The sequence below is a fragment of the Promicromonospora iranensis genome, from assembly GCF_028994775.1.
In the GTDB taxonomy this organism is placed as follows: Bacteria; Actinomycetota; Actinomycetes; order Actinomycetales; family Cellulomonadaceae; genus Promicromonospora; species Promicromonospora iranensis_A.
In genome coordinates this window covers 42125-62634 of the sequence record NZ_JAJQMN010000017.1, presented here as the reverse complement: position 1 = coordinate 62634, position 20510 = coordinate 42125, and the positions used below count along the sequence as shown (strand labels likewise).

The following is a 20510-nucleotide window of genomic DNA, read 5'->3' as shown; positions in this document are numbered from 1 at the left end:
CGGCCGGCATCACCCGGAATCCAAGCTGCCGGCCGCCTTCCCGGTGCCAGGCGGGGTCATCGAGGTGGCCCCGACGCCGTTCGGCCTCAAGCGCAGGGCTGACTCAGGACGCCCCCGCTCGCGCCTCGGCCTCGAGGAACTCGGTCGGTGGGTCGAACTGCGCCAGGACGAGCTCGGCGCCGAACGGATCGCGGATCGTCGCCTCCTTCGACCACTCGCCGTCCTCCGTGGCCAGCACCGTCGCACCTGCCCGCTCCACCTCCGTGAGCGACCGATCCCGGTCGGCGACGGCAAAGGCCACGGACCATCGCGCCGGCCCGTCGGAGGGCACCACGCCGGCGACCGCGTCGGCGAACCCCGGAGGCACGTTCGCCTGGCGTTCGTGGATGCCCGGGTCGACCGTGTTCGCCAGGTGGTCGCCGTACCCGGGGACACGCGCCATGCCGACCGCGAGGTCGTCGCTCCGTTCCCACCCGAGCAGCGGGCCGTAGAACTGCAGGGCACGGTCCACGTCAGGTGTGAGCAGGTTGCTGAAGTTCCACGTACCCGGCGCATTGACGACCTGGGCACCGATCCGTGTGCCGGCCTGCCACAGGCGGCTGGGCGCCCCCTGCGGGTCGACGATCCGCGCCATCCGGCCCGCCGGCTGACCCGCAGGTCCCACCGCCTCCGGCGGAGAGCTCACGATGCCGCCGAGCTCTGCGACCCGAGCCGCCGAGGCCGCGACGTCGTCCACGGCGAGATAGGTGTGCCACGCCACCTCACCGACGTAGCCCTCGTCCGGTGTGGCGATCGCGGCGACGGCTGTCGCGTCCGTACCGTCCCGGGACGCGACGACGTAGCGTCCCGGTGCTCCGGGCGGCAGCTTCTCCTCGAACCGCCAGCCGAACAGACCGCCGTAGAAGGTGAGCGCCGCGTCGACGTCCTGCACCTCCAGATCGATCCAGCTGGGCACGCCGTGCGGGTAGGTGTGGGCGGTGTGCGAGTCAGCCATGACATCCTCCGGTTCGGTTCTGGTACCCCGATGCTGCCTCGGACCACTGACACTCGCGGCGCCGGGATGGTCAGGACGCTCCCGGCGCCGCGAGCGCCTCCTCCAGGCGGTCGACGAACGCGGCCTGTGCGCTGACGGCGAGGCGTCGCGCGTCGTCGGGCGCCAGCCAGGCCACCCGGTCGATCTCCGGGACCTCGATGCGTCGTCCCGACCGCGGGGGCCACTCGATCTCCACGGTGTTGCCGGCGATCTGCTCCAGGGCAGGGCCGTCCTGGGGCCACTCGCGTGCCCAGGCGAAGACCTTCTTGCCCGAACGCTGGCGGACCTCGCCGAGCTCGATGTCCGGCGCCGACGGTGGTGGCAGCTCGATCCCGAGCTCCTCGCTCGCCTCGCGCAGCGCCGCGGCGTGCGGCTCCTCGTCGGGGTCGAGCTCACCCTTCAGCAGGGTCCACGCGCCCTCGTCCTTGCGCGCCCAGAACGGCCCGCCCATGTGGCCGAGCAGCACCTCGAGCCCGCCGTCGGGGAGGCGCCGGTAGGGGAGAAGGCCCGCACTGGTCGTTGGCATGGGTCCAGTCTCGCGCTCCTTGGCGGTGGGGCGAACTACGGGGGGCTGGAGCGGTTCATCGAAGCGGCCCGCGACAGCGCAGCTGATGTCTTCCCTGACGTGGACGGGATCGAGGGTGCGCTTCGGCTCGTCTCCGAGCATCTGTGGGCGGAGGCCGGATCCGTAGAGGGGAGGGTCCTCGCGGTCGGCGTCGATCGGCGTGGTCAGACCTGGCGCCGCGCGGAGCTTGCGCCGCACCGAAGCGCCTTGCCCCCAGGCGACTACCGCTGGTCCGCGGAGCGTGAGGGTTCCGATTCCCCTGATCCGGGCTGACGCCGTCGGGCCGAATGCCGTGGCAACTTGTTCTCGCGAGTCGGTACGGTCCACGCATGCCCACGCCCCTGCTCCTGGTTCCGTCCGATCCGCTCGCCCTTCGGTTTCCTGACCAGCACTTCATGCATGAGGCCGAAGCCGCATTGCAGGCTGGCATGGAAGTCGCAGTGGTGGACCATGAGGCGATCGTCGCTGGAGATGTCCGGGCGGCAGTGCGCCGGGTTCCGACGTCCGACGGTGAACGGGTCGCCTGGTACCGCGGCTGGATGATGCCCTCCGCCGCGTACTCACGGCTCGATGCCGCGTTGCGTACCTGCCGAGTCCGGCTGCTCACCGACCCCTCCGCGTACCAGGCCGCGCACGAGCTGCCCGGGTGGTACGGCACATTCGCGGACCTCACCCCGGCGAGCGCCTGGACGCCGTGGGAGCCAGGGCGGACACCGACAAGCGCGCACGTCGGCGCCTTGGCCGAGGAACTGGGCGGCGGTCCGGGCGTCGTCAAGGATTACGTGAAGTCCCGCAAGCACGAGTGGCACGAGGCGTGCTTCGTGCCCGATCTTGCCGACATCGCGGCTGCCACCCGTGTGATCGGAAGGATGGTCGAACTGCAGGGAGACGACCTGGCCGGCGGGATCGTCGTGCGCGACTTCGAGCAGTTCATGCACCACACCGACGGGTATACCCAGGAGGCGCGGATCTGGTGGGTCGCGGGGGCGGCCGTACTGATCACCCCGCATCCGGACGCGCCCGTTGGCGCCACAGTGGATGTTCCGTCTGCCGTATGCGACACGGTCGGCGCGAGCGTGCGTGCCCTGGGCGCACCGTTCGTGACCACAGACGTTGCGATGCGGTCCGACGGCGTGTGGCGCGTGATCGAGGTCGGCGACGGACAAGTGAGCGACCTGCCTGCCGTCGAGGAGCCGGTCCTGCTCATGCGGGCGCTCGTCGCGGGAGCTGACGGCGTGGAGGTCTCCAGGGCTGGGACTCGGCGATAGCTGACCGCGACCCTGTCGTCATAGCTGGCGTCGACCGATGGCAGGGCCACGGGGAGCCCGGTTCACCCCCGTCTGAGTGGGGCTCCCGCCGCAAGCAACAAGGCCCCGAATCCCCAGACGAACTGGGGCTTCGAGGCCTTTGGATGCTCCCGCGGTTGGACTTGAACCAACGACCGTCCGATTAACAGTCGGATGCTCTGCCAGCTGAGCTACGCGGGATCGCGTTCGCCCGTCCCGTGCACCGGGAGGGCGACCGGTGAAAACTCTAACAGGTTCAGGCGGGTAGTCCTGCCGCATTTCGAACCCGGGCCTCAGCGGCGTCGATCACACCCGCTATGTCCGGATCGGCGAGGTCGAGATCGCTCCCGCCGATCACCTGGGAGAACAGCTCGCCGTCCACGCGGCGTCGGACCGCGACGCGGGCGGAACCGCCGCCGGGGAGCTTGACCGGCTCCGCCAGGACCACCGACCACTGCACCCGCTCGCGTAGCACCTGCGGCAGGACGGACCGTCGGCCGTCGAGGGGGAGCGGCGTCGGCTCGGCGCCGTCGACCCAGTGCACGCGGATGACGTTGGACTCCGTGTCGTAGGTCGCCCGGTCGACGTCGGCCCACTCCCGGTGCACGACGACGGACGGTGCGCCCCGTGACTCGTCGTCGGCCTGTCCGGCCGGTGCCTCGGGCGCCGAGATCATCAGGAGCTCGGCGCGCGTCGCGAACGCCCATGCCTCGCCGGTGGACGTGACCAGCGCCGCCCGCGCCAGCACGGAGTCGGTGCGGTGCGAGCGCACGGTGCGGCGGACGGCCTTCTGCGGGCGGTGCTCGAACCACGATCGGAACCCCATGCTCCCACCGTAGTGCCGCGGACCGGGCGAACGAACGAGGCCGATCCCGTGTCTCCCGCGGCGGACGCAGAAAGCGCGTCGAGAGCCGAGAGTTCACCCCCTGGCGGGTCGGCTCCAGGGTGTCGGTTGCCGTAGGTTCTGGCCAGTGACCTCGACGAACGCCATGCCACTTGTCGATCCCCCCGGCACGAATGCCGGCGGGACAGCGAGAGAGCGGCGCGAGGCGAAAGACCGCCGTCGCCGTGCCATGCGGTCGATGATCATCGTGACGCTCGTGGTCGTCCTCGCGATGGGCGGGGGCGGGCTCGCCTGGTATGTCGTCGCGGAGACGGACGACCTGGCCAACCAGACCGCCGCGGCAGAGCAGCTGCTGGCCACCTCCGAGGGCAAGGTCGCGGAGCAGACGACGCGCGTCGGACTCTCCGCACAGATCGCCGAGGCCCAGTCCGTGCTGGACGAGTCGGTCCTCACCCGGCTCACCACCGGAACCGGTGACGCCCGGGATACCCTCGAAGCGGCGACGGACGCCGTCGATGCCTCCATGGTCGAGTTCGCCCGCGGCCGCGTCACCGAGGCGCGCGAGAGCCTCGCGGCCGCTCAGGCCCGCGGGGAGAAGATCTACCAGGCGACGAAGGGCAAGGGCGTCGACGACGCCGTCCGAGCCCGCCTGCAGGCCGCCCTCGAGACCATGGCCGCCGCCGACGCCGCCGCGGACAGCACCCTCGGCAGCGAGGACCTGACCGAGCTGGCACAAGCCGCGGATGAGCTGAGCACGAACCGCTCGGTCGTCACCGTCGCGACCCAGGCGCTGTCCGACGCGCAGGACGCGATCACCTGTCCCGCACCCGACCAGACGTGGGACCCGGACAGTGGCAAGGTGCCGAGCTCTGCCCTGGCGGAGATCCCGTGGGCGCCCACGCACTTCGTGCGCGCCGACGTGCTGCCCGGCCTGATCGAGCTCGACGCCGCCTACCAGAAGGCATTCGGCGAGCACCTGACGATCAACTCCTCGTACCGCACGTACGAGTCGCAGAAGTCGCTCTACGACCCGTCGTCACCGATCGCCGCCCCGCCCGGCTGCTCCAACCACGGCCTCGGCCTCGCGGTCGACATCGGCGGCGGTGTCGAGACGTTCGACACCGAGCAGTACACCTGGCTCAAGCAGAACGCCGAGACCTACGGCTGGACGCACCCGGACTTCGCCGAGCCCAACGGGCGCGTGCCGGAGCCGTGGCACTGGGAGTCCGTGCTCGCCCGCGCCGGCCTGTGAGATCTGGCGGTTCCCTTCCGCGCGCGAAGTCCATGCGGGTGAATTAACGTCGTCGCGGAGATCGCGCCGATGGGAGACTTGTGAGCAGCGGGACGACGACGCCGACGTCGGCACTATCGAGGGGCCGGACGCTTCGGCGCACCGCGGCCCTCGCCGTAGCCCCGATGCTGGCGGTGATGCTCCTGATACCCGGCCTGATGGGGCCGCGCACGGCGTCGGCGCAGGAGGCCACCGGGCACCTGTCGCTGTTCAAGCGCATCGAGAACCTCGACACGGGTGCGTCCGAGGGGCGGCGCGAACTGTGGACCATGCGTGCGGAGAACCTGGCGACCGGCGAGGTCATCGAGGGTAACGGTCTCAACGGCGTGCAGGATCGTGTGGTCCCGGCCGGCACCTATCGCATCTCGGAGAGCGGGGGCGTTGCCGGCTACCGGTTCCAGAACTGGAACTGCGGTGGCGAGGACATCCTTGACCCCACCCCTGAGATCACGGTGACCGAGGGTGGCAGCATCACGTGCACGGTGGACAACGAGGCGATCGCGCCGACGCTGACGCTCGTCAAGGACGTCGTCGGGGGGACCGCCTCGCCCGAGGACTGGGAGCTGCGTGCCCAGGGACCCGAATCGATCGCCGGTGCCTCCGGATCGGAGGCGGTGACGAACCAGTCGATGCGGATCGGGCAGTACACGCTGTCCGAGGAGGGCGGGCCGGACGGCTATCTCAGCGCAGGCTGGTCGTGCGACGGGGCGGAGCTGACGGGCGACGTCGTGACGCTGGAGCTGGGCCGCTCTGTGACATGCACGGTGCGCAACGTGGGTTCCGGACCGACGCCGTCGCCTACTCCGACGCCTACGCCGTCGCCTACTCCCACGCCGACTCCCACGCCCACGCCGACGCCCGTACCCACTCCGACGGTGAAACCCACACCGACGCCAACACCCACTCCGACCTCCACGGGGACCCCTGCACAGGGCCCGGACGAGTCCGACGGGTCGGACGACCGTGGCACCGGCACCGGCACCGGCACCGAGGATCCATCCTCCTCCCTGGCGGCGACCGGTGCGGACGCGGCGACCTTCGCTGCGGTCGCCCTCGCCGCCGTGGCCGCGGGCCTGGGCCTGATCTGGCTACGCCGGCGGCACGGCTGATCGCTCCGTGAACGCGATGAGGTCGGCGCGCATGCGCTGGACCTCGGTGATCGGCTCGAACACAGACCACTGACACCCAGGTCGTCGGCCCAGGGGGTTGCCATCTGAGAAACCGGTTACTAGGATCCGGGAAACCGGTTCCCCACTGGTTGGAAAATCATCCGGTGGGTTTGCCCCAGCGTCGGCGCGGACGCGCCTGGCGGCCCCGCATCGCACTACACAGCAATGTCCCGCTTTCAACGACGAACGTGAGGCAATGACGATGAGACGACCAAGAGCAGTACAGCTCCTCTCGGCGGTGGCAGCGGTGACGCTCGCCGTCACCATCGGGGTGACAGCCCAGTCCGCCCCGGAAGCGGCGGCGGCCACCGGCCCCGCCACGGGCTTCGCCACCCAGAACGGCGGCACCACCGGCGGTGCCGGCGGGCAGACGGTACGGGCGAGCACCGGGACGGCGATCCACACGGCGCTGTGCAACCGCGCCACCAAGAGCACCCCGATCATCATCGAGGTCACGGGGACCATCAACCACGGGAACACGACCCAGGTCTCGGGTCCAGGTTGCAGCACGGCCTCCGGGGTGATCGAGCTCAAGCAGATCAGCAACGTGACGATCGTCGGTGTGGGGAGCGGCGCGGTCTTCGACCAGATCGGCATCCACATCCGCGAGTCCAGCAACATCATCATCCAGAACGTGACCGTCCAGAACGTGAAGAAGTCGGGGTCGCCCACGTCCAACGGCGGTGACGCCATCGGCATGGAGAGCGGCGTCCGGAACATCTGGGTCGACCACGTCAACCTGATCGCGTCGGGTGGTGAGTCGGAGGGCTACGACGGCCTCTTCGACATGAAGAACGACACCAAGTACGTGACGCTGTCGTACAGCGTCCTGCGCAACTCCGAGCGTGGCGGCCTCATCGGGTCCAGCGAGAGCGACCTCTCCAACGGGTTCGTCACGTTCCACCACAACCTGTACCAGAATCTCAACTCCCGCACGCCCCTGCTGCGCGGCGGCATCGCGCACATGTACAACAACCACTACGTGGGTCTGGTCGAGACCGGCATCAACTCCCGGGCCGGGGCCAAGGCGAAGGTGGACAACAACTACTTCGAGGACTCCAAGGACGTGCTCGGCACGTTCTACACGGACCAGGCCGGCTACTGGCAGGTCGCGGGCAACGTCTTCGACAACGTGACGTGGTCGGCCCGCAGCGGCGACCACAACCCGGCCGGGCCCAACCCGACGTCGAACACCTCGGTGAGCATCCCTTACTCGTACCCCATGGACGGCGCCAGCTGCGTGCCGGCGATCGTGAGCCAGACGGCGGGGGCGAACAAGGGCAACCGCGTGTCGGACGGCAGCTGCACGCCGACCAACCCGACGGACCCGCCCACCGACCCGCCCACCGACCCGCCCACGGACCCGCCGACCGACCCGCCCACCGGCACCAACCTGAGCCTCGGCGCGGGCGCCGACGGCTCCAGCAAGGCCAGCGGCACCAGCTACGGCAGCGTGCTGGACGGCAACGCCAGCACCTACTGGTCACCCGCGAGCTCGACCGGTCGCGTCTCGGTCAAGTGGGCATCCGCCAAGACGGTTTCCAGCGTCAACATCCGTGAGGCGTCCGGCGCCGTCGGCAACATCGGCTCGTGGCGCATCGTCAACAACGACAACGGCGCGGTGCTGGCCACCGGGAGCGGCGCCAAGGCCGTCAGCTTCCCGTCGACGTCGCTGACCAAGATCAACTTCGAGATCACCAGCTCGAGCGCCACCCCGCGGGTCGCCGAGTTCGAGACCTACGCCGGAGCGCCGTCGTCAGGAGGCGACCCCACCGAACCGCCGGACGACGGCGGGCCGATCGAACAGCCCAGCGCGGACGCGCTCTACGTGGCGCCCGGTGGCACCGACAGCGCCGCCGGCACCGAGGCGAACCCGACGACGCTCGCGTCGGCGATCAGCCGGATCAACCCCGGCGGCACGATCTACCTGCGCGGAGGCACCTACAACTACTCGCAGACGATCGCCATCCCGCCGGGCAAGAACGGCCTCTCGGGCAACCGCACGGAGATCTTCGCGTACCCCGGCGAGCGGCCGGTGCTCAACTTCTCGGCGCAGAGCGAGAACTCGGCCAACCGCGGCCTCGCGATCGGCGGCGACTGGTGGCACGTGCGCGGCATCGTCGTCGAGTGCGCGGGCGACAACGGAATCCTCCTCGGCGGGGACAACAACGTCATCGAGCGGGTGGTGACCCGGTTCAACCGCGACTCCGGGCTCCAGCTCTCCCGGTACACCGCCGGCGCTCCCCGGGCCGACTGGCCCGCGAACAACCTCATCGTGTCCACGGAGTCGCACGACAACGCGGACTCCGACGGTGAGGACGCGGACGGGTTCGCCCCGAAGCTCACCGTGGGCTCGGGCAACGTCTTCCGCTTCACGGTGGCGCACAACAACATCGACGACGGCTGGGACCTGTACACGAAGTCGGACACCGGCGCGATCGGCGCCGTCACGATCGAGGACTCGCTCTCCTACGAGAACGGGACCCTGTCCAACGGCGGCCAGGCCGGCAACGGCGACCGCAACGGCTACAAGCTCGGCGGCGAGGACATCGCGGTGAACCACGTCGTGCGGCGCAGCATCGCCTTCGACAACGGCAAGCACGGGTTCGGCTACAACCGGAACCTCGGCTCGCTGACGGTCGAGAACAACCTGAGCATCGGCAGCACGGAGCGCAACTTCAACTTCGACGGCGGATCCTCGACCTTCCGTAACAACACCTCCTGCAACAGCGGGTCGAACGACCGGATCATAGGCAACGACGCGGGCGGCAACCAGTGGTGGTCCGGCTCCAACGGCTCCCGGTGCGGGCAGTACGCCGGGGCGCTGAGCTGGTCCTTCGCGTCCGACGGTCGCCTGGCCGTGACGATCGGGGGTCGGGCGGTCAACCTCTGACGGACCGGCTGAAGCAGCGGACTGCCGACGAGGGCGTCCTGGGGAGCGCGAGAGCGCACTTCTCAGGACGCCCTCGTCGGCTCTGCCAGACTGCCTGCATGTCGTTCAGCAAGATCTCGCTGGAGGGTCGGCTCACGGTGATCGCCGGCCCGCGGCCGCCGTCGGACGAGGGCTTCCGCTCGGACCGGCTCCAGGTCCTGCACTGGCGCGTCGACGAACCGTTCCGCGACGACGGAACGCACCTCCATCGGGCGAGCGACGAGGTCTACGTCGTCCTGGAGGGATCCATCGACCTCGAGATCGAAGGATCGCGGATCACGGTGGCGGCGGGGGAGGCGGTCACCGTCGGCGCGGGCGTCTCCCATGCCCTGGTGGCTGTCCACCACCCGGCTCGGGGTATGACGATCCGTGGTCCCGCGATCGACGACAAGGTGATCACGGACGACGATTCTCCGGGCGGCGGCTCGGGAGTCGAGCGACCGTGGCGCGACGGCCGGTGACCGCATGAGAGAGGCCCGGGATCGGCGGGATCCCGGGCCTCTGGTGCCCCGTACAGGACTTGAACCTGTGACCGAGAGATTATGAGTCTCCTGCTCTGACCAGCTGAGCTAACGGGGCCCGCGGCATCGAAGCCGCGGGAGGATCTTACTGCCTCGAGCAGGGAATGCAGGGCCACCCACGCGTCCGCGGACAGCGGCTGTGCCGAAATCTCCTGGCGCACGTCCGATGACGGCCCATAGGTTCTGCGAGCCATTCCCGCACAGAACAGGAGCACTTCCATGTCCTCGAACTTCCCGGTCGCTCTCTCGGGCGCCCGGGCCCAGACCCTCATGTGGGCGCACGAGCACGACGTCGACCACGCCGCGCTGAACCAGCTGCGCAACATCTCGGCCCTGCCGTGGGTGGCGGGCGTCCGGGTGATGCCCGACGTCCACCTCGGCAAGGGGGCGACCGTCGGCTCCGTGATCGCCATGCGCGACGCCGTGTCGCCGAACGCCGTGGGTGTCGACATCGGCTGCGGCATGATCGGTGTCCGTACCTCGCTGACCGCGGACGACCTGCCGGACGACCTCTCGCGCCTCCGTGCGCGGATCGAGGCCGCGATCCCGGTCGGGTTCCACTCGCACGACGAGCCCGTGGACCTGCGTCGCCTGCGGCCCGTCAAGGGGTCCGGAGGTCAGGAGCGGCTGCGGGGCGAGCAGGCGTTCTGGGACAGGTTCGAGACGCTGGACCCGAAGGTCCGCCAGCTCGAGACGCGGGCGCGGAAGCAGCTCGGTTCGCTTGGCTCGGGCAACCATTTCGTCGAGCTCTGCCTCGACCAGGACGACCAGGTCTGGCTCCAGCTCCACTCCGGCTCCCGCAACATCGGCAAGGAGCTCGCCGAGCACCACGTCGGCATCGCGAAGCGCCTCGAGCACAACGTGGGCCTCGTGGACCGCGAGCTCGCCGTCTTCCTGGCGGGCACGCCCGAGATGGACGCGTACCTCAACGACCTCTGGTGGGCGCAGGAGTACGCGGCCCGGTCCCGCGCGGTCATGATGGCCCTGACCGTCCAGGCGGTCCGGGACGAGTTCGCGCAGCTCATCGACGGCGGCCGGGCGCTCACCTTCGACGAGGGCGTGAACGTGCACCACAACTACGTGGCGCGCGAGCAGGTCGACGGCGAGGAGCTGATCGTCACCCGCAAGGGCGCGATCCGGGCGGGCCAGGGCGACCTCGGCCTCATCCCCGGGTCGATGGGGACGGGCTCGTACGTGGTGCGCGGTCTGGGCAACCCGGAGTCGTACTGGTCGGCGTCGCACGGCGCCGGCCGGCGCATGTCCCGGACCCGGGCCAAGAAGGAGTTCACGGTCGAGGACCTCGCCGCTCAGACCGAGGGCGTCGAGTGTCGCAAGGACCGCGGCGTGCTCGACGAGATCCCCGGCGCGTACAAGGACCTCGACGCGGTGATCGCCGCGCAGTCCGACCTCGTGGAGGTCGTCGCCCGGCTGCGTACGGTGCTCTGCGTCAAGGGCTGACCGCCTCGGCAGCGGACCGCGGGCTGGAACGAAGGTGGGTGCCTCTGGCAACCTGTGCGCGGTGAGCGTCGCACGGAGGGGTGGGGACGAGGCACCGGTCGTCTCCGCCCGCGTCCGCTGCCTCGTGGTCGTGGTCTGGGCGTTGCTGCTCGGGCACTTCGTCGCCACGTTCCTCTGGGCGGCTCCCGGTTCCCTGACCGGCCGGGCCGACGACAAGCCGGCCAGCCGTGCGGACACCGGCGCGCTGAGTGCCTACATGACCCCGGTCTTCGCGCAGAACTGGTCGGTCTTCGCGCCGTCGCCCCTGCGTGTGGAGTACGCGCTGCGGGTCCGCGGCGTGTACCCGCGGGCCGACGGCGGCCTGACGCCGGGGCCCTGGATCGACGCGACCGCCGTCGAGCTCCGCGCGCTGACCGGGCGTCCGCTCCCCGGGGCGAGCGAGCGGCCGGCTCGCCGGCTGGCCTCCGACACGCGCGCCGCGTACCTGGCGTTGCCCGAGGAGGCGCGGGTCGTCGTCCTGCGGTCGCCCACGGACGCTCCGGCCCCGGAGCGCGCCCCGCCCGAGCCCTGGCCCGCGCTGCGGGCATCATTGCTCGACGCCGGAGCCGCGCCCGGCGTCGTCGACGACTATCTCGCCCGGGACCGCGCCCTGGCCGCCTACGCCACCCAGGTGCTGCGGGCCGGCCACGTCGCGGACGGCCCGGCGAGCGGCTCCGGGGTGGTGGCGTCCCTGGCCTACGTCCAGGCGCGCATCGTGCGCCACGGTGTCGCTCCCTACGGGGCACGGGAGCGTCCGGAGCCTGCGGGGCTCATCATCGGGGCGCGCCCGCCGCACGTGGTCACCGGCCAGGACGACGCGGCATTCCATGGCACGTGGGATGCGCTGGACGGGTCCGCAGCGGCCGGCGGGAGAGCCGGGTGACCCGCGTGCCGGCCCGGCCCGGCCACTCCCTGACGGTGCTCCTGGACGCCGGCGCCCGCTGGATGACCACCTCCGCGCACGCGACGTACGGCATCGCGCTGATGCGCATCACCTTCGGCGTGGGCATCGGCGGGTATGTCGCGGTGAACTTCCCGGCGCGCCACGCCCTGTGGGGCGCGGGCGCCCGCTGGACGACGCCGCTCGGCGGGCAGGCGCTCACCGGCGGCCTGGTGGTGACCGTGGCCTGTGCCGCGCTGCTCGTGGTCGCCGTGCTGGTCACGCTGGGCTGGCGCGCCCGCTGGACGGTGCCGCTGCTGCTGGTCGGCTGGGCCGGGCTGACCTCGATCAACCCGCTGATCGCCGACCAGGGTGACAACATCGCACGCATCCTGCTGGTCTACCTCTGCTTCGCGGACACGTCGGCCCGCTGGTCCCTCGATGCCCGACGGCGGGCCCGGTGCCCTGCCGGGTGCCCTGCCCGCCGCCGACGCGGCCGGCTACGAAACCTGGCCCACAACGCCGCCGTGCTGGCCGTGGGCGCGCAGATCTGCCTGGTGTACGTGCTGTCGGGGCTGTTCAAGCTCCAGGGCCCGGAGTGGCGCGACGGTTCGGCCGTGTACTACCCGCTGCTGCTGCCGCAGTTCCGGCCATGGCCGGAGCTGGCCGACCTGGTGGCGGGGACCGGCTGGCTCGTGGCAGCGGTGACCTGGGGGACGCTGGCACTGCAGCTCACGTTCCCGCTCCTGCTGCTGCACCGCCACCTGCGGACGGCGGCGGTGGCCGGCGCGTTCCTGATGCACGCGGGCATCGCCGTCGTGATGGGGCTGCCGTTCTTCTCGCTGTTCATGATGGCGGGGGACTGTGTGTTCCTGCGCGACTCGACGGTCGCGCGGTGGGCGACACGCAGGAAGCCCGGCGCCACCCAGCGATCCGGCCCGGAACCCGCGAGGGTTCTGGACCGGATCCCTGGGTAGGGCCGGGCTACCGGGAGACGCCCCCGGGAGGAAGAGGGGGTCGTCAGCCCACCTGGTGGAGCCACCGGACCGGGGCACCGAGGCCCGCGTACCGGAACGGCTCGAGCTCGTCGTCCCAGGCGGCGCCCAGAGCGAGGTCGAGCGCCTCCCGCATGGCACGCGGGTCGGCGAGCTCCAGGGCGGCACGGACACGGTCCTCCTGGACCACCACGTTGCCGTGGACGTCCGTCATGGCGTGGAAGATGCCGAGATCTGGAGTGTGTGACCAGCGGGCGCCGTCGGCCCCGTTGCTCGCGTCCTCCGTGACCTCGTACCGCAGATGGGACCAGCCGCGCAGGGCGGACGCCAGCTTGGCGCCCGTGCCCTGCGGACCCTGCCACGAGTACTCGGCACGGTACAGACCGCGACCCGCTGGCTGCGCGGTCCAGTCCATGGAAACGCGCACGCCAAGTACGTTCCCCGCTGCCCACTCGATGTGGGGGCACAGGGCACGAGGCGCCGAATGCACAAAAAGCACACCCCGCGTGATGACACCGGCCATGTCTTCCTCCCTGGGTCGAGGTACGTCTTCCCCTACGTCCTCACCAGGGCGGTGACGCTGTGGTCGGCTGCACAGCGGTGCTTCGGACCACATCCTGCCCGATTCGTCGACGAGATGCGAGGCGAAACGGCGCGCAGGCGTCGAATGAATCACCACGTACGACGAGTTCGTGCGGCACATTCTTGCCTAAAAAGGCGCACCACCACTAGTGCCCCTTAAGACTTTCTTGAGATTGATCCCACAGGGCGTGGCATGTACGAAACGGGGCGGTCAGGCCCTCACAGGCGCGCGCGAAGCTCCCGCATCGCGGCGCGGCGCGCCTCCTTCTGGAGGCGGTCGAGGTAGACCATGCCGTCCAGGTGGTCGCACTCGTGCTGCAGGCAGCGGGCCATGATCCCGGTGCCCTCCACGGTGATCGGCTCGCCGTCCAGGTTGATGCCCTCGACCCGGGCGTAGTTCGCGCGCACGGTGGGGTACCAGAGGCCGGGCACGGACAGGCAGCCCTCGCCGCCGTCCTGCTGCTCCTCGCCCAGCTCGACGATGCGGGGGTTGATCACGTAGCCGATCTCACCCTCGATGTTCCACGAGAAGGCCCGCAGGGAGACACCGATCTGGTTGGCGGCGAGTCCGGCACGCCCTTCGTCGTCCACCGTCTCGACCAGGTCCGCGACCAGGCTGCGGACGCGGTCGTCGATAGTCGTCACGGTGTCGCACGGGGTGCGCAGCACTGGGTCGGGAACCACACGGATCTCACGCATTGCCATGCGGACATTCTCCCATGTCAGAAGGAAGGGGCGCGGGCACGACAGGCCCGGGCGGCGACGTCGGATCGGACGCGACGATCGCGACCGCCGGTAGACGTGCCGACGCTCAGGTCACCGGGGCGACCTGAGCGTCTGACACGTACGAGGGCCTTCGGGGCGGGGTCAGTGGTTCTGGACCACCAGGGCGACGTTGTGCCCGCCGAACCCGAACGAGTTGTTGATCGCGGCGATGTCGCCGCCCGGCAGCTTGGCCGGCTCGTCGCGGACGAGCGGCACCTGGAGCTCCGGGTCGGGGTTGTCCACGTTGATCGTCGGGGGAGCGACGCGTTCGGACACGGCCTTGACCGCGAACAGGGACTCGATGGCGCCGGCACCGCCCAGCAGGTGACCGGTCATGGACTTCGTCGCCGACAGCAGCACGTGGTCGGCGTCGGAGCCCAGGAGCGTCCGGATGGAGTACGTCTCGGTGAGGTCGCCCACCTTGGTTGAGGTGGCGTGCGCGTTGACGTGCACGATGTCGGCGGCGGTCACACCGGCGTCCTCCATCGCGGAGCGCATGGCGGCGACCTGGCCCTTGCCCTCTGGGTCGGGGGAGGTGATGTGGTACGCGTCGGACGACAGGCCCACACCGCCGATCTTCGCGTAGACGCGGGCCCCACGGGCCGCCGCGTGCTCGGCGCTCTCCAGCACCAGGACCGCGGCACCCTCGCCGAGGACGAAGCCGTCGCGGTCGATGTCGTACGGGCGGGAGGCGCGTTGCGGGTCGTCGTTGCGCAGGGAGAGCGTGCGGGACGCCGCGAACGCGCCGAGCGGCATGGGGTGGATCACGGCCTCGGTACCGCCGGCGACGACGACGTCGGCCCGGCCGGTGCGGATCATGTCCGCCGCGTAGCCCACGGCCTCGGCGCCGGAGGCGCACGCGGACACCAGCGCGTGCGTGCCGGCGCGGGCGCCGAACTCCAGGGAGACGTAGGCGGACGGCGAGTTCGGCATGAGCATGGGGACGGTCATGGGCAGCATGCGGCGTGCGCCGCGCTCCCGGAGCGTGTCCCAGCCGTCCAGGATGGTCCAGAGCCCGCCGATGCCGGACGAGACCACGGCGCCGAGCCGTTCGCCGTCGACCTCGGGGCTGCCGGCGTCGGCCCAGGCCTCGCGTGCCGCGACGATCGCGTACTGCGTGGACGGGTCCATCCGCTTGGTCTCAGGGCGCGAGAGCACCTCGGCCGGGTTCACCTTGATGGTGGCGGCGAAGTTGACGGGCAGGCTGTACTTCTCGGCCCAGTCGTTCTCGAGGGTGCGTGCCCCCGACTCGCCTGCGAGGGCGGCCTCCCACGTGGATGCCACGTCCCCGCCGATGGGTGTGGTGGCGCCGAGGCCCGTGACGACGACTTCGCGTGCGGAGGTCATGATGATGCTCCCGAGGGTGGTGGGACGAAGGGGGCAGGTGCGGAAGGTGCTGCCTTGTGGGCAGCGAGTGCCCGACGGCGGCGCGGGCCCTGTCGATCAGGTCGACCAGGTCGACCAGGTCGACCGGGCCACGCGGCCGCCGCCGGGGGGCGGCTCAGTCCTGGGCGCCCTTGATGAAGCTCACTGCGTCACCGACGGTCGCGAGGTTCTTGACCTCCTCGTCCGGGATACGAACCCCGAACTTGTCCTCGGCGTGCGTGACGATGGTCATCATCGACAGGGAGTCGATGTCGAGGTCGTCCGTGAAGGACTTCTCCAGCAGGACGTCGGCCTTGTCGAGGCCCGTCTCCTCGGCGACGATCTCGGCGAGGCCCTCGAGGATCTCCTGGTCCGTGTTGGCCATGGGACTTCCTTATCTTTCGTAACGGTCACCGGCGCCGTCGGGCACCGGAGTCTTGCTGGTCAGATCTTGGCGCATCCGGAGACCGGAATGCACGGCGGGGTCATTCTCCGCCACTGCGCACCCTGCTACGGCAGCACCACTACCTGGGCGGCGTAGACGAGGCCCGCACCGAACCCGATCTGCAGGGCGAGGTCACCGGACCTGGCCTGACCCTCCGCGAGGAGACGGTCGGCGGCCAGCGGGATGGACGCCGCGGACGTGTTGCCGGTCTCAGCGATGTCGCGGGCGATCACCACGGAGTCCGGCAGGCCGAGCTGCTTCTTCATCTGGTCGATGATCCGCATGTTGGCCTGGTGCGGGATGAAGACCTGGATGTCCTGGGCGGTCACGCCTGCCTCGGCCATCGCCTTCTCCGCGATGGGCGCCATCTGGAAGCTCGCCCACTTGAACACGGTCGGGCCGTCCTGGCGCAGCGTGGGCCAGCCGAGCGAGGGGTCCTCGCGCAGCTCGGTCCAGGAGTGTGTCTGCCGGATCGCGGTCGCCTTGGCGCCGTCGGAGCCCCAGACCGTCGGGCCGATGCCTGGCGTGTCCGACGGGCCGACGATCGCGGCGCCTGCACCGTCACCCAGCAGGAAGGAGATGGACCGGTCGGTCGGGTCGATGATCTCGCTGAGCTTCTCGGCCCCGATCACCAGCACGTGCCGGGCGAGGCCCGCGCGGACCAGGGCGTCCGCCTGACCGATGCCGTACGCGTAGCCGGCGCAGGCCGCCGACACGTCGTACGCCGCAGCGGGCGTCGCGCCGATGCGCTCGGCCAGGATCGCGGCACCCGACGGCGTCATGTGCATGTGCGTGATCGTCGAGAGGATGATCGCGTCGATGTCGGCGCCCGTGAGGCCGGCGGCGTCGAGCGCCTTGCGGGCCGCTGCCTCGGACAGGTCGAGCACGTCCTTGTCCGCGCCGGCCCGACGGCGGGTGATGATGCCGGTGCGCTGGCGGATCCACTCGTCCGACGAGTCGATGGGGCCCGCGATGTCGTCGTTGGTCACGACGAGCTCGCCGCGCTCCGCGCCGATCGAGAGGATCCGCGAGAACTGCGTGGGCTGGGCCTGCTGCAGGATGGTCACTGGTCTGCTCCGGTCGCGTTCGTGCCGCTGGGAAGAACGTTGCTGTGCGCGGCGATCAGCGCCCGGGCCGCGTCGAGGTCAGCGGGCGACTTGACCGCCACCGTCTCGACACCCTTGAGGCCGCGCTTGGCGAGACCCGTCAGGACGCCGCCCGGCGCGAGCTCGAGCAGACCGGTGACGCCACGCTCGGCGAGGCCGGTCATGATCAGGTCCCAGCGGACCGGGGCCGTCACCTGGCGCGCCAGGTTGGTGAGCACGTCCGCGCCGGTGCCGTGGCCGTGGGTGCCGCCGGTGTAGGCGGTCCCGTCGAGGTCGGCGAGGAAGGGCAGAGTCGGGTCGGTCGCGTCCCAGCCGAGGGCCACCGGCTCGAACTCGGCCCGCGCCGCGTCCATGAACGGCGTGTGGAACGCCCCGGCCACCTGCAGCGGGATCACGCGGGCCCGGGTCGGCGGGTTCGCTGACAACTCTGCCAGCTTGTCCAGCGCGCCGGCCGCCACCGTCTGGCCGGCGCCGTTCACGTTGGCGGGCCACAGGCCCGCGGCCTCGATAGCGGCCAGCACCTCGTCCGGGTCACCGCCCACGACGGCGCTCATACCCGAGGGTGCCGCCGCTGCCGCCGTGGCCATCGCCCGGGCGCGGCGCGCGACCAGACCGGCCGCACCGTCGTCGGACAGGGCACCTGCCACCGCGGCCGCCGACAGCTCGCCGACGGAGTGACCTGCGGTGACGTCCACGACGTCGGCCGCGGGGCGCCCGTCGAGCAGGGCGCGGAGCGCGAGCAGCGAGGTGGTGACGATCAGGGGCTGGGCCACCGCGGTGTCGCGGATGGTGTCGGCGTCCGACGTCGTGCCGTGCGCCACCAGGTCCAGGTTCGAGGCCTCGGATGCTGCGGCGAGGCGTTGTTCGGTTCCGGGCAGCTCGAGCCAGTCGCTGAGCATCCCGGGGGTCTGAGAGCCCTGTCCAGGGCAGACGACGGCGAGCACGCGTCCACTCTGCCAATCCGGAGAGCCCGCGGGACGTCGCGACCTGTACCAACCTGGTAGAGGCCCATTGTGGAGAACCTACAAGGCGCTGACCTCGGTGAAGAGTTAGGACACGACGGTCAGCCGCGGCCGAGCTGGCCCAGCGCCAGAGCCACCTGCAGCACGAACGACTCGCGGGCGTCCAGCGGGTCCCAGCCCGTGATCTCCGACACCTTGCGGAGCCGGTAACGCACCGTGTTGGGGTGAACGTACAGATGCCGTGCCGCCGCCTCCAGCGAGCGGCCGGTGCCGAGGTAGGCGGACAGGGTCTCCAGCACGGCGCCGCCGGACTCCTGCAGCGGGGTGAACGCCTGGGCGATCAGTGTGGCCCGGGCCGTGTAGTCGCCGGTGAGGACACGCTCCGGAAGGAGGTCGTCGGCCATGACCGGACGGGGCGCCTGCGGCCACGCCGGGGCGGCCGTCAGCCCGGCGAGCGCCGACCGTGCCGACCGGGCGGCGTCGGTCAGGCTCGGCACCTGGGTGCCGATCACCACCGGACCGGTGCCGAAGCGGCTGAGCAGCGACGTGGCGGCGGCGACCAGGTCGCCCTCGCCGCCGAGCACGAGGACCAGGCGGTCGCCGTGGATGCCGACGAGGGCGTCTCCTGCGGCACGCCGGGCGACCCGGCGGATCTCGGCGGTGCGGATCTCGTCGAGCTCCTCGGTCGCGAGCCCGACGACGACCAGCGCGTTGCCACGGCCGCTCCAGCCGAGCGCGGAGATCCGCGAGCGGAGGGAGTCGTCACCGTCGCCGCGGACGAGCGCGTCGACCACCAGCGCCTCGAGGCGGGCATCCCAGGCGCCTCGCCACTCGGCCGCGCGGGCGTAGACCTCGGCCGCGGAGAACGCGACCTCACGGGAGTAGCGCAGCACCGCCTCGCGCAGGTCGCGCTCGCCACCCGGCGCGGCGATCCGGTCGGAGTGCGTCTCGACGACGTCGACCACGACGCGCACGAGCTGCAGGGTGTGCTGCAGCGAGATGGAGCGGGTCAGCTCGGTGGGCGCCGCGGCGAAGATCTCGCTGACACCGTGCGGCGGCCGGTCGGGGTCCGTGAACCACGAGGTGAAGGCGTTGATGCCGGCCTGGGCGACCAGTCCCACGTACGAGCGGTCCTCCGCCGGCAGGTCGCGGTACCAGGTGAGGTCCTCGTCGAGCCGGCGCATCGCGGCGGCCGTCAGCAGGCCGCTGGCCTCGCGGACCCGCTGCAGGTTCATCGGGAAGCCGGCCGGGTCCGTCGCCGCCGCGGAAACCTCTCCGGGGACGGGCCCGGGGGTCGCCTCAGTGGCCTGATCGGTCTCCTGGCTGTCGCCGCGGTCGGCTGCCGGCCCGGGCTCCGGGCCGGTCTTCTGGGCGCTGACCCGCGCGGCCCGTCGTGGTGGTGGCACCCCGGCAGCATACGAGTCCGAGTTGTGGGGAGTCCACAAACGGACTTTCAAGACAGCAGGATCCCAGTGCGCGGCGGAGTAAAACTGTAGGGTCGAGGTATGGCCCTGATGCATCGGCTCCGCCGCCTCATCCGTCGGCCCCTGTCTGCGTCCACGGTCGGTGCTCGTCGACCGTCGCCGTCGGCGCCCCGACGAGGGGACGCGGGACACGAGGACGCGTTGCGCGCCCAGCTGACCGACGATCCCAACAACGAAGAGGCTTTCGGCGCCCTGGCAGAGATCGTTCGCCGTCGGGCCGCCGAGGACCCGACGCTGGAAGACCCCCTGCGGGACTCCGACGAGATCCCCGAGTCCAAGCAGCGTGAGGCCGACCTCGCGGTCTGGGCGCTCGCGGAAGAGCTGGCCGGGCACCCACGAGGCTGGTACCCGCTGATCGAGCTGGGCAGGCTGTCGCTCGCCGACGACCCGGACGGCGCCGTCCGGCGGCTCATCACCGCGGCGGAGCGGGACCCCGACGGCCGCGCGCTGGCGGAGGGCATGGCGATCCTGCGCGACGCGGGGATGCCCGTGGAGGCCCTGGGTCTGGGCGTGGGGCACTGGCGCGTGCGGGAGCACTCGCCGGTGGTCGGCAAGCACCTGGTCCTGGCCGCGCTCGAGGCCGACCGGGTGTTCGAGGCGAAGCAGCACCTGCGGTCGCTGGAGATGCACCCGGACTCGAAGGCGGTCAAGCCGCTTCGGGACGAGCTGGAGAAGGCGATCGCCGCGAGCGAGCAGCAGAAGTCGGGCACCTGACGCCCGCCGGACCACCGATCGGTGGTCCCACGCGAATCGGTGGCCGAGCTCGTCGAGACCAGGTCTCGACGAGC

The 20510-nt window shown here is 71.0% G+C and carries 19 protein-coding genes and 2 tRNA genes; 9 read left to right on the top strand and 12 right to left on the bottom strand.

The genetic code is table 11. The annotated features are described in order from the left end of the window. Nucleotides 1–103 precede the first annotated feature (103 nt). A complete protein-coding gene (locus LUU90_RS23775) occupies nucleotides 104–994 on the bottom strand; it encodes a VOC family protein (RefSeq protein ID WP_275006453.1) in 891 nt (296 codons plus the stop codon). Nucleotides 995–1064: 70 nt separating this feature from the next. Continuing rightward, a complete protein-coding gene (locus LUU90_RS23770) occupies nucleotides 1065–1559 on the bottom strand; it encodes an NUDIX domain-containing protein (RefSeq protein ID WP_275006451.1) in 495 nt (164 codons plus the stop codon). 368 nt (nucleotides 1560–1927) lie between these two features. On the opposite strand from LUU90_RS23770, the gene LUU90_RS23765 reads away from it, so the two are divergent. Continuing rightward, the gene (locus LUU90_RS23765; RefSeq protein ID WP_275006449.1) at nucleotides 1928–2866 is read left to right on the top strand and encodes an ATP-grasp domain-containing protein; all 939 of its coding nucleotides are present in this window, start codon (nucleotides 1928–1930) and stop codon (nucleotides 2864–2866) included. A gap of 146 nt (nucleotides 2867–3012) precedes the next feature. Here the strand turns inward: LUU90_RS23765 and LUU90_RS23760 are convergent. After that, nucleotides 3013–3085, bottom strand: a tRNA-Asn gene (locus LUU90_RS23760). 55 nt (nucleotides 3086–3140) lie between these two features. Continuing rightward, nucleotides 3141–3710, bottom strand: coding sequence for a hypothetical protein (locus LUU90_RS23755; RefSeq protein ID WP_275006447.1), 570 nt, complete (start codon nucleotides 3708–3710; stop codon nucleotides 3141–3143). Nucleotides 3711–3966: 256 nt separating this feature from the next. Between LUU90_RS23755 and LUU90_RS23750 the strand changes: the two genes are divergently transcribed. The 4 genes from LUU90_RS23750 (at nucleotide 3967) to LUU90_RS23735 (ending at nucleotide 9581) form a co-directional block, all read left to right on the top strand. Next, on the top strand, nucleotides 3967–4980 hold the full coding sequence (locus tag LUU90_RS23750) for a M15 family metallopeptidase (protein ID WP_275006445.1): 1014 nt from the start codon (nucleotides 3967–3969) through the stop codon (nucleotides 4978–4980). A 176-nt stretch (nucleotides 4981–5156) separates the two neighbouring features. Beyond that, nucleotides 5157–6128 carry an LPXTG cell wall anchor domain-containing protein gene (locus LUU90_RS23745; RefSeq protein WP_275006444.1) on the top strand — a complete coding sequence of 324 codons (972 nt, stop codon included), beginning with the start codon at nucleotides 5157–5159 and terminating at the stop codon, nucleotides 6126–6128. Between the two features lie 262 nt (nucleotides 6129–6390). Then, nucleotides 6391–9081 carry a pectate lyase family protein gene (locus LUU90_RS23740; protein ID WP_275006441.1) on the top strand — a complete coding sequence of 897 codons (2691 nt, stop codon included), beginning with the start codon at nucleotides 6391–6393 and terminating at the stop codon, nucleotides 9079–9081. Between the two features lie 98 nt (nucleotides 9082–9179). Next, the gene (locus tag LUU90_RS23735; protein WP_275006440.1) at nucleotides 9180–9581 is read left to right on the top strand and encodes a cupin domain-containing protein; all 402 of its coding nucleotides are present in this window, start codon (nucleotides 9180–9182) and stop codon (nucleotides 9579–9581) included. Between the two features lie 41 nt (nucleotides 9582–9622). Here LUU90_RS23735 and LUU90_RS23730 read toward each other — a convergent pair. Next, nucleotides 9623–9699 (bottom strand) — tRNA-Ile (locus LUU90_RS23730). Between the two features lie 161 nt (nucleotides 9700–9860). Here LUU90_RS23730 and LUU90_RS23725 point away from each other — a divergent pair. The 3 genes from LUU90_RS23725 (at nucleotide 9861) to LUU90_RS23715 (ending at nucleotide 12995) form a co-directional block, all read left to right on the top strand. Then, the gene (locus LUU90_RS23725) at nucleotides 9861–11099 is read left to right on the top strand and encodes an RtcB family protein (RefSeq protein ID WP_275006438.1); all 1239 of its coding nucleotides are present in this window, start codon (nucleotides 9861–9863) and stop codon (nucleotides 11097–11099) included. A gap of 61 nt (nucleotides 11100–11160) precedes the next feature. Beyond that, nucleotides 11161–12021 carry a DUF5819 family protein gene (locus tag LUU90_RS23720; RefSeq protein WP_275006436.1) on the top strand — a complete coding sequence of 287 codons (861 nt, stop codon included), beginning with the start codon at nucleotides 11161–11163 and terminating at the stop codon, nucleotides 12019–12021. Continuing rightward, a complete protein-coding gene (locus tag LUU90_RS23715) occupies nucleotides 12018–12995 on the top strand; it encodes an HTTM domain-containing protein (protein ID WP_275006434.1) in 978 nt (325 codons plus the stop codon). The genes LUU90_RS23720 and LUU90_RS23715 overlap by 4 nt, the downstream gene beginning before the upstream one ends. Nucleotides 12996–13038: 43 nt before the next feature. On the opposite strand, the gene LUU90_RS23710 is transcribed toward LUU90_RS23715, so the two are convergent. From LUU90_RS23710 to LUU90_RS23680, 7 genes are all read right to left on the bottom strand, one after another. After that, nucleotides 13039–13536, bottom strand: a complete 498-nt coding sequence (locus tag LUU90_RS23710; protein ID WP_275006433.1) for a DUF3145 domain-containing protein — start codon at nucleotides 13534–13536, stop codon at nucleotides 13039–13041. Between the two features lie 278 nt (nucleotides 13537–13814). Continuing rightward, nucleotides 13815–14300, bottom strand: a complete 486-nt coding sequence (gene def / locus LUU90_RS23705) for a peptide deformylase (RefSeq protein ID WP_275006431.1) — start codon at nucleotides 14298–14300, stop codon at nucleotides 13815–13817. A gap of 162 nt (nucleotides 14301–14462) precedes the next feature. After that, the gene (fabF, locus tag LUU90_RS23700; protein ID WP_275006429.1) at nucleotides 14463–15707 is read right to left on the bottom strand and encodes a beta-ketoacyl-ACP synthase II; all 1245 of its coding nucleotides are present in this window, start codon (nucleotides 15705–15707) and stop codon (nucleotides 14463–14465) included. A 154-nt stretch (nucleotides 15708–15861) separates the two neighbouring features. Continuing rightward, nucleotides 15862–16110 (bottom strand): acyl carrier protein, encoded by a 249-nt coding sequence (locus LUU90_RS23695; protein WP_274993587.1) that lies wholly within the window; start codon nucleotides 16108–16110, stop codon nucleotides 15862–15864. A gap of 125 nt (nucleotides 16111–16235) precedes the next feature. Next, nucleotides 16236–17237: a beta-ketoacyl-ACP synthase III gene (locus LUU90_RS23690; protein WP_275006427.1), complete on the bottom strand. Its 1002-nt coding sequence runs from the start codon at nucleotides 17235–17237 to the stop codon at nucleotides 16236–16238. Next, nucleotides 17234–18220 (bottom strand): ACP S-malonyltransferase, encoded by a 987-nt coding sequence (locus LUU90_RS23685; RefSeq protein WP_275006425.1) that lies wholly within the window; start codon nucleotides 18218–18220, stop codon nucleotides 17234–17236. Before LUU90_RS23685 ends, LUU90_RS23690 begins: the two co-directional genes overlap by 4 nt. Before the next feature lie 119 nt (nucleotides 18221–18339). Continuing rightward, nucleotides 18340–19644, bottom strand: a complete 1305-nt coding sequence (locus LUU90_RS23680; RefSeq protein WP_425596294.1) for a helix-turn-helix domain-containing protein — start codon at nucleotides 19642–19644, stop codon at nucleotides 18340–18342. Between the two features lie 99 nt (nucleotides 19645–19743). Between LUU90_RS23680 and LUU90_RS23675 the strand changes: the two genes are divergently transcribed. Next, nucleotides 19744–20436: a hypothetical protein gene (locus LUU90_RS23675; RefSeq protein WP_275006423.1), complete on the top strand. Its 693-nt coding sequence runs from the start codon at nucleotides 19744–19746 to the stop codon at nucleotides 20434–20436. The last annotated feature ends 74 nt before the right edge of the window (nucleotides 20437–20510 follow it).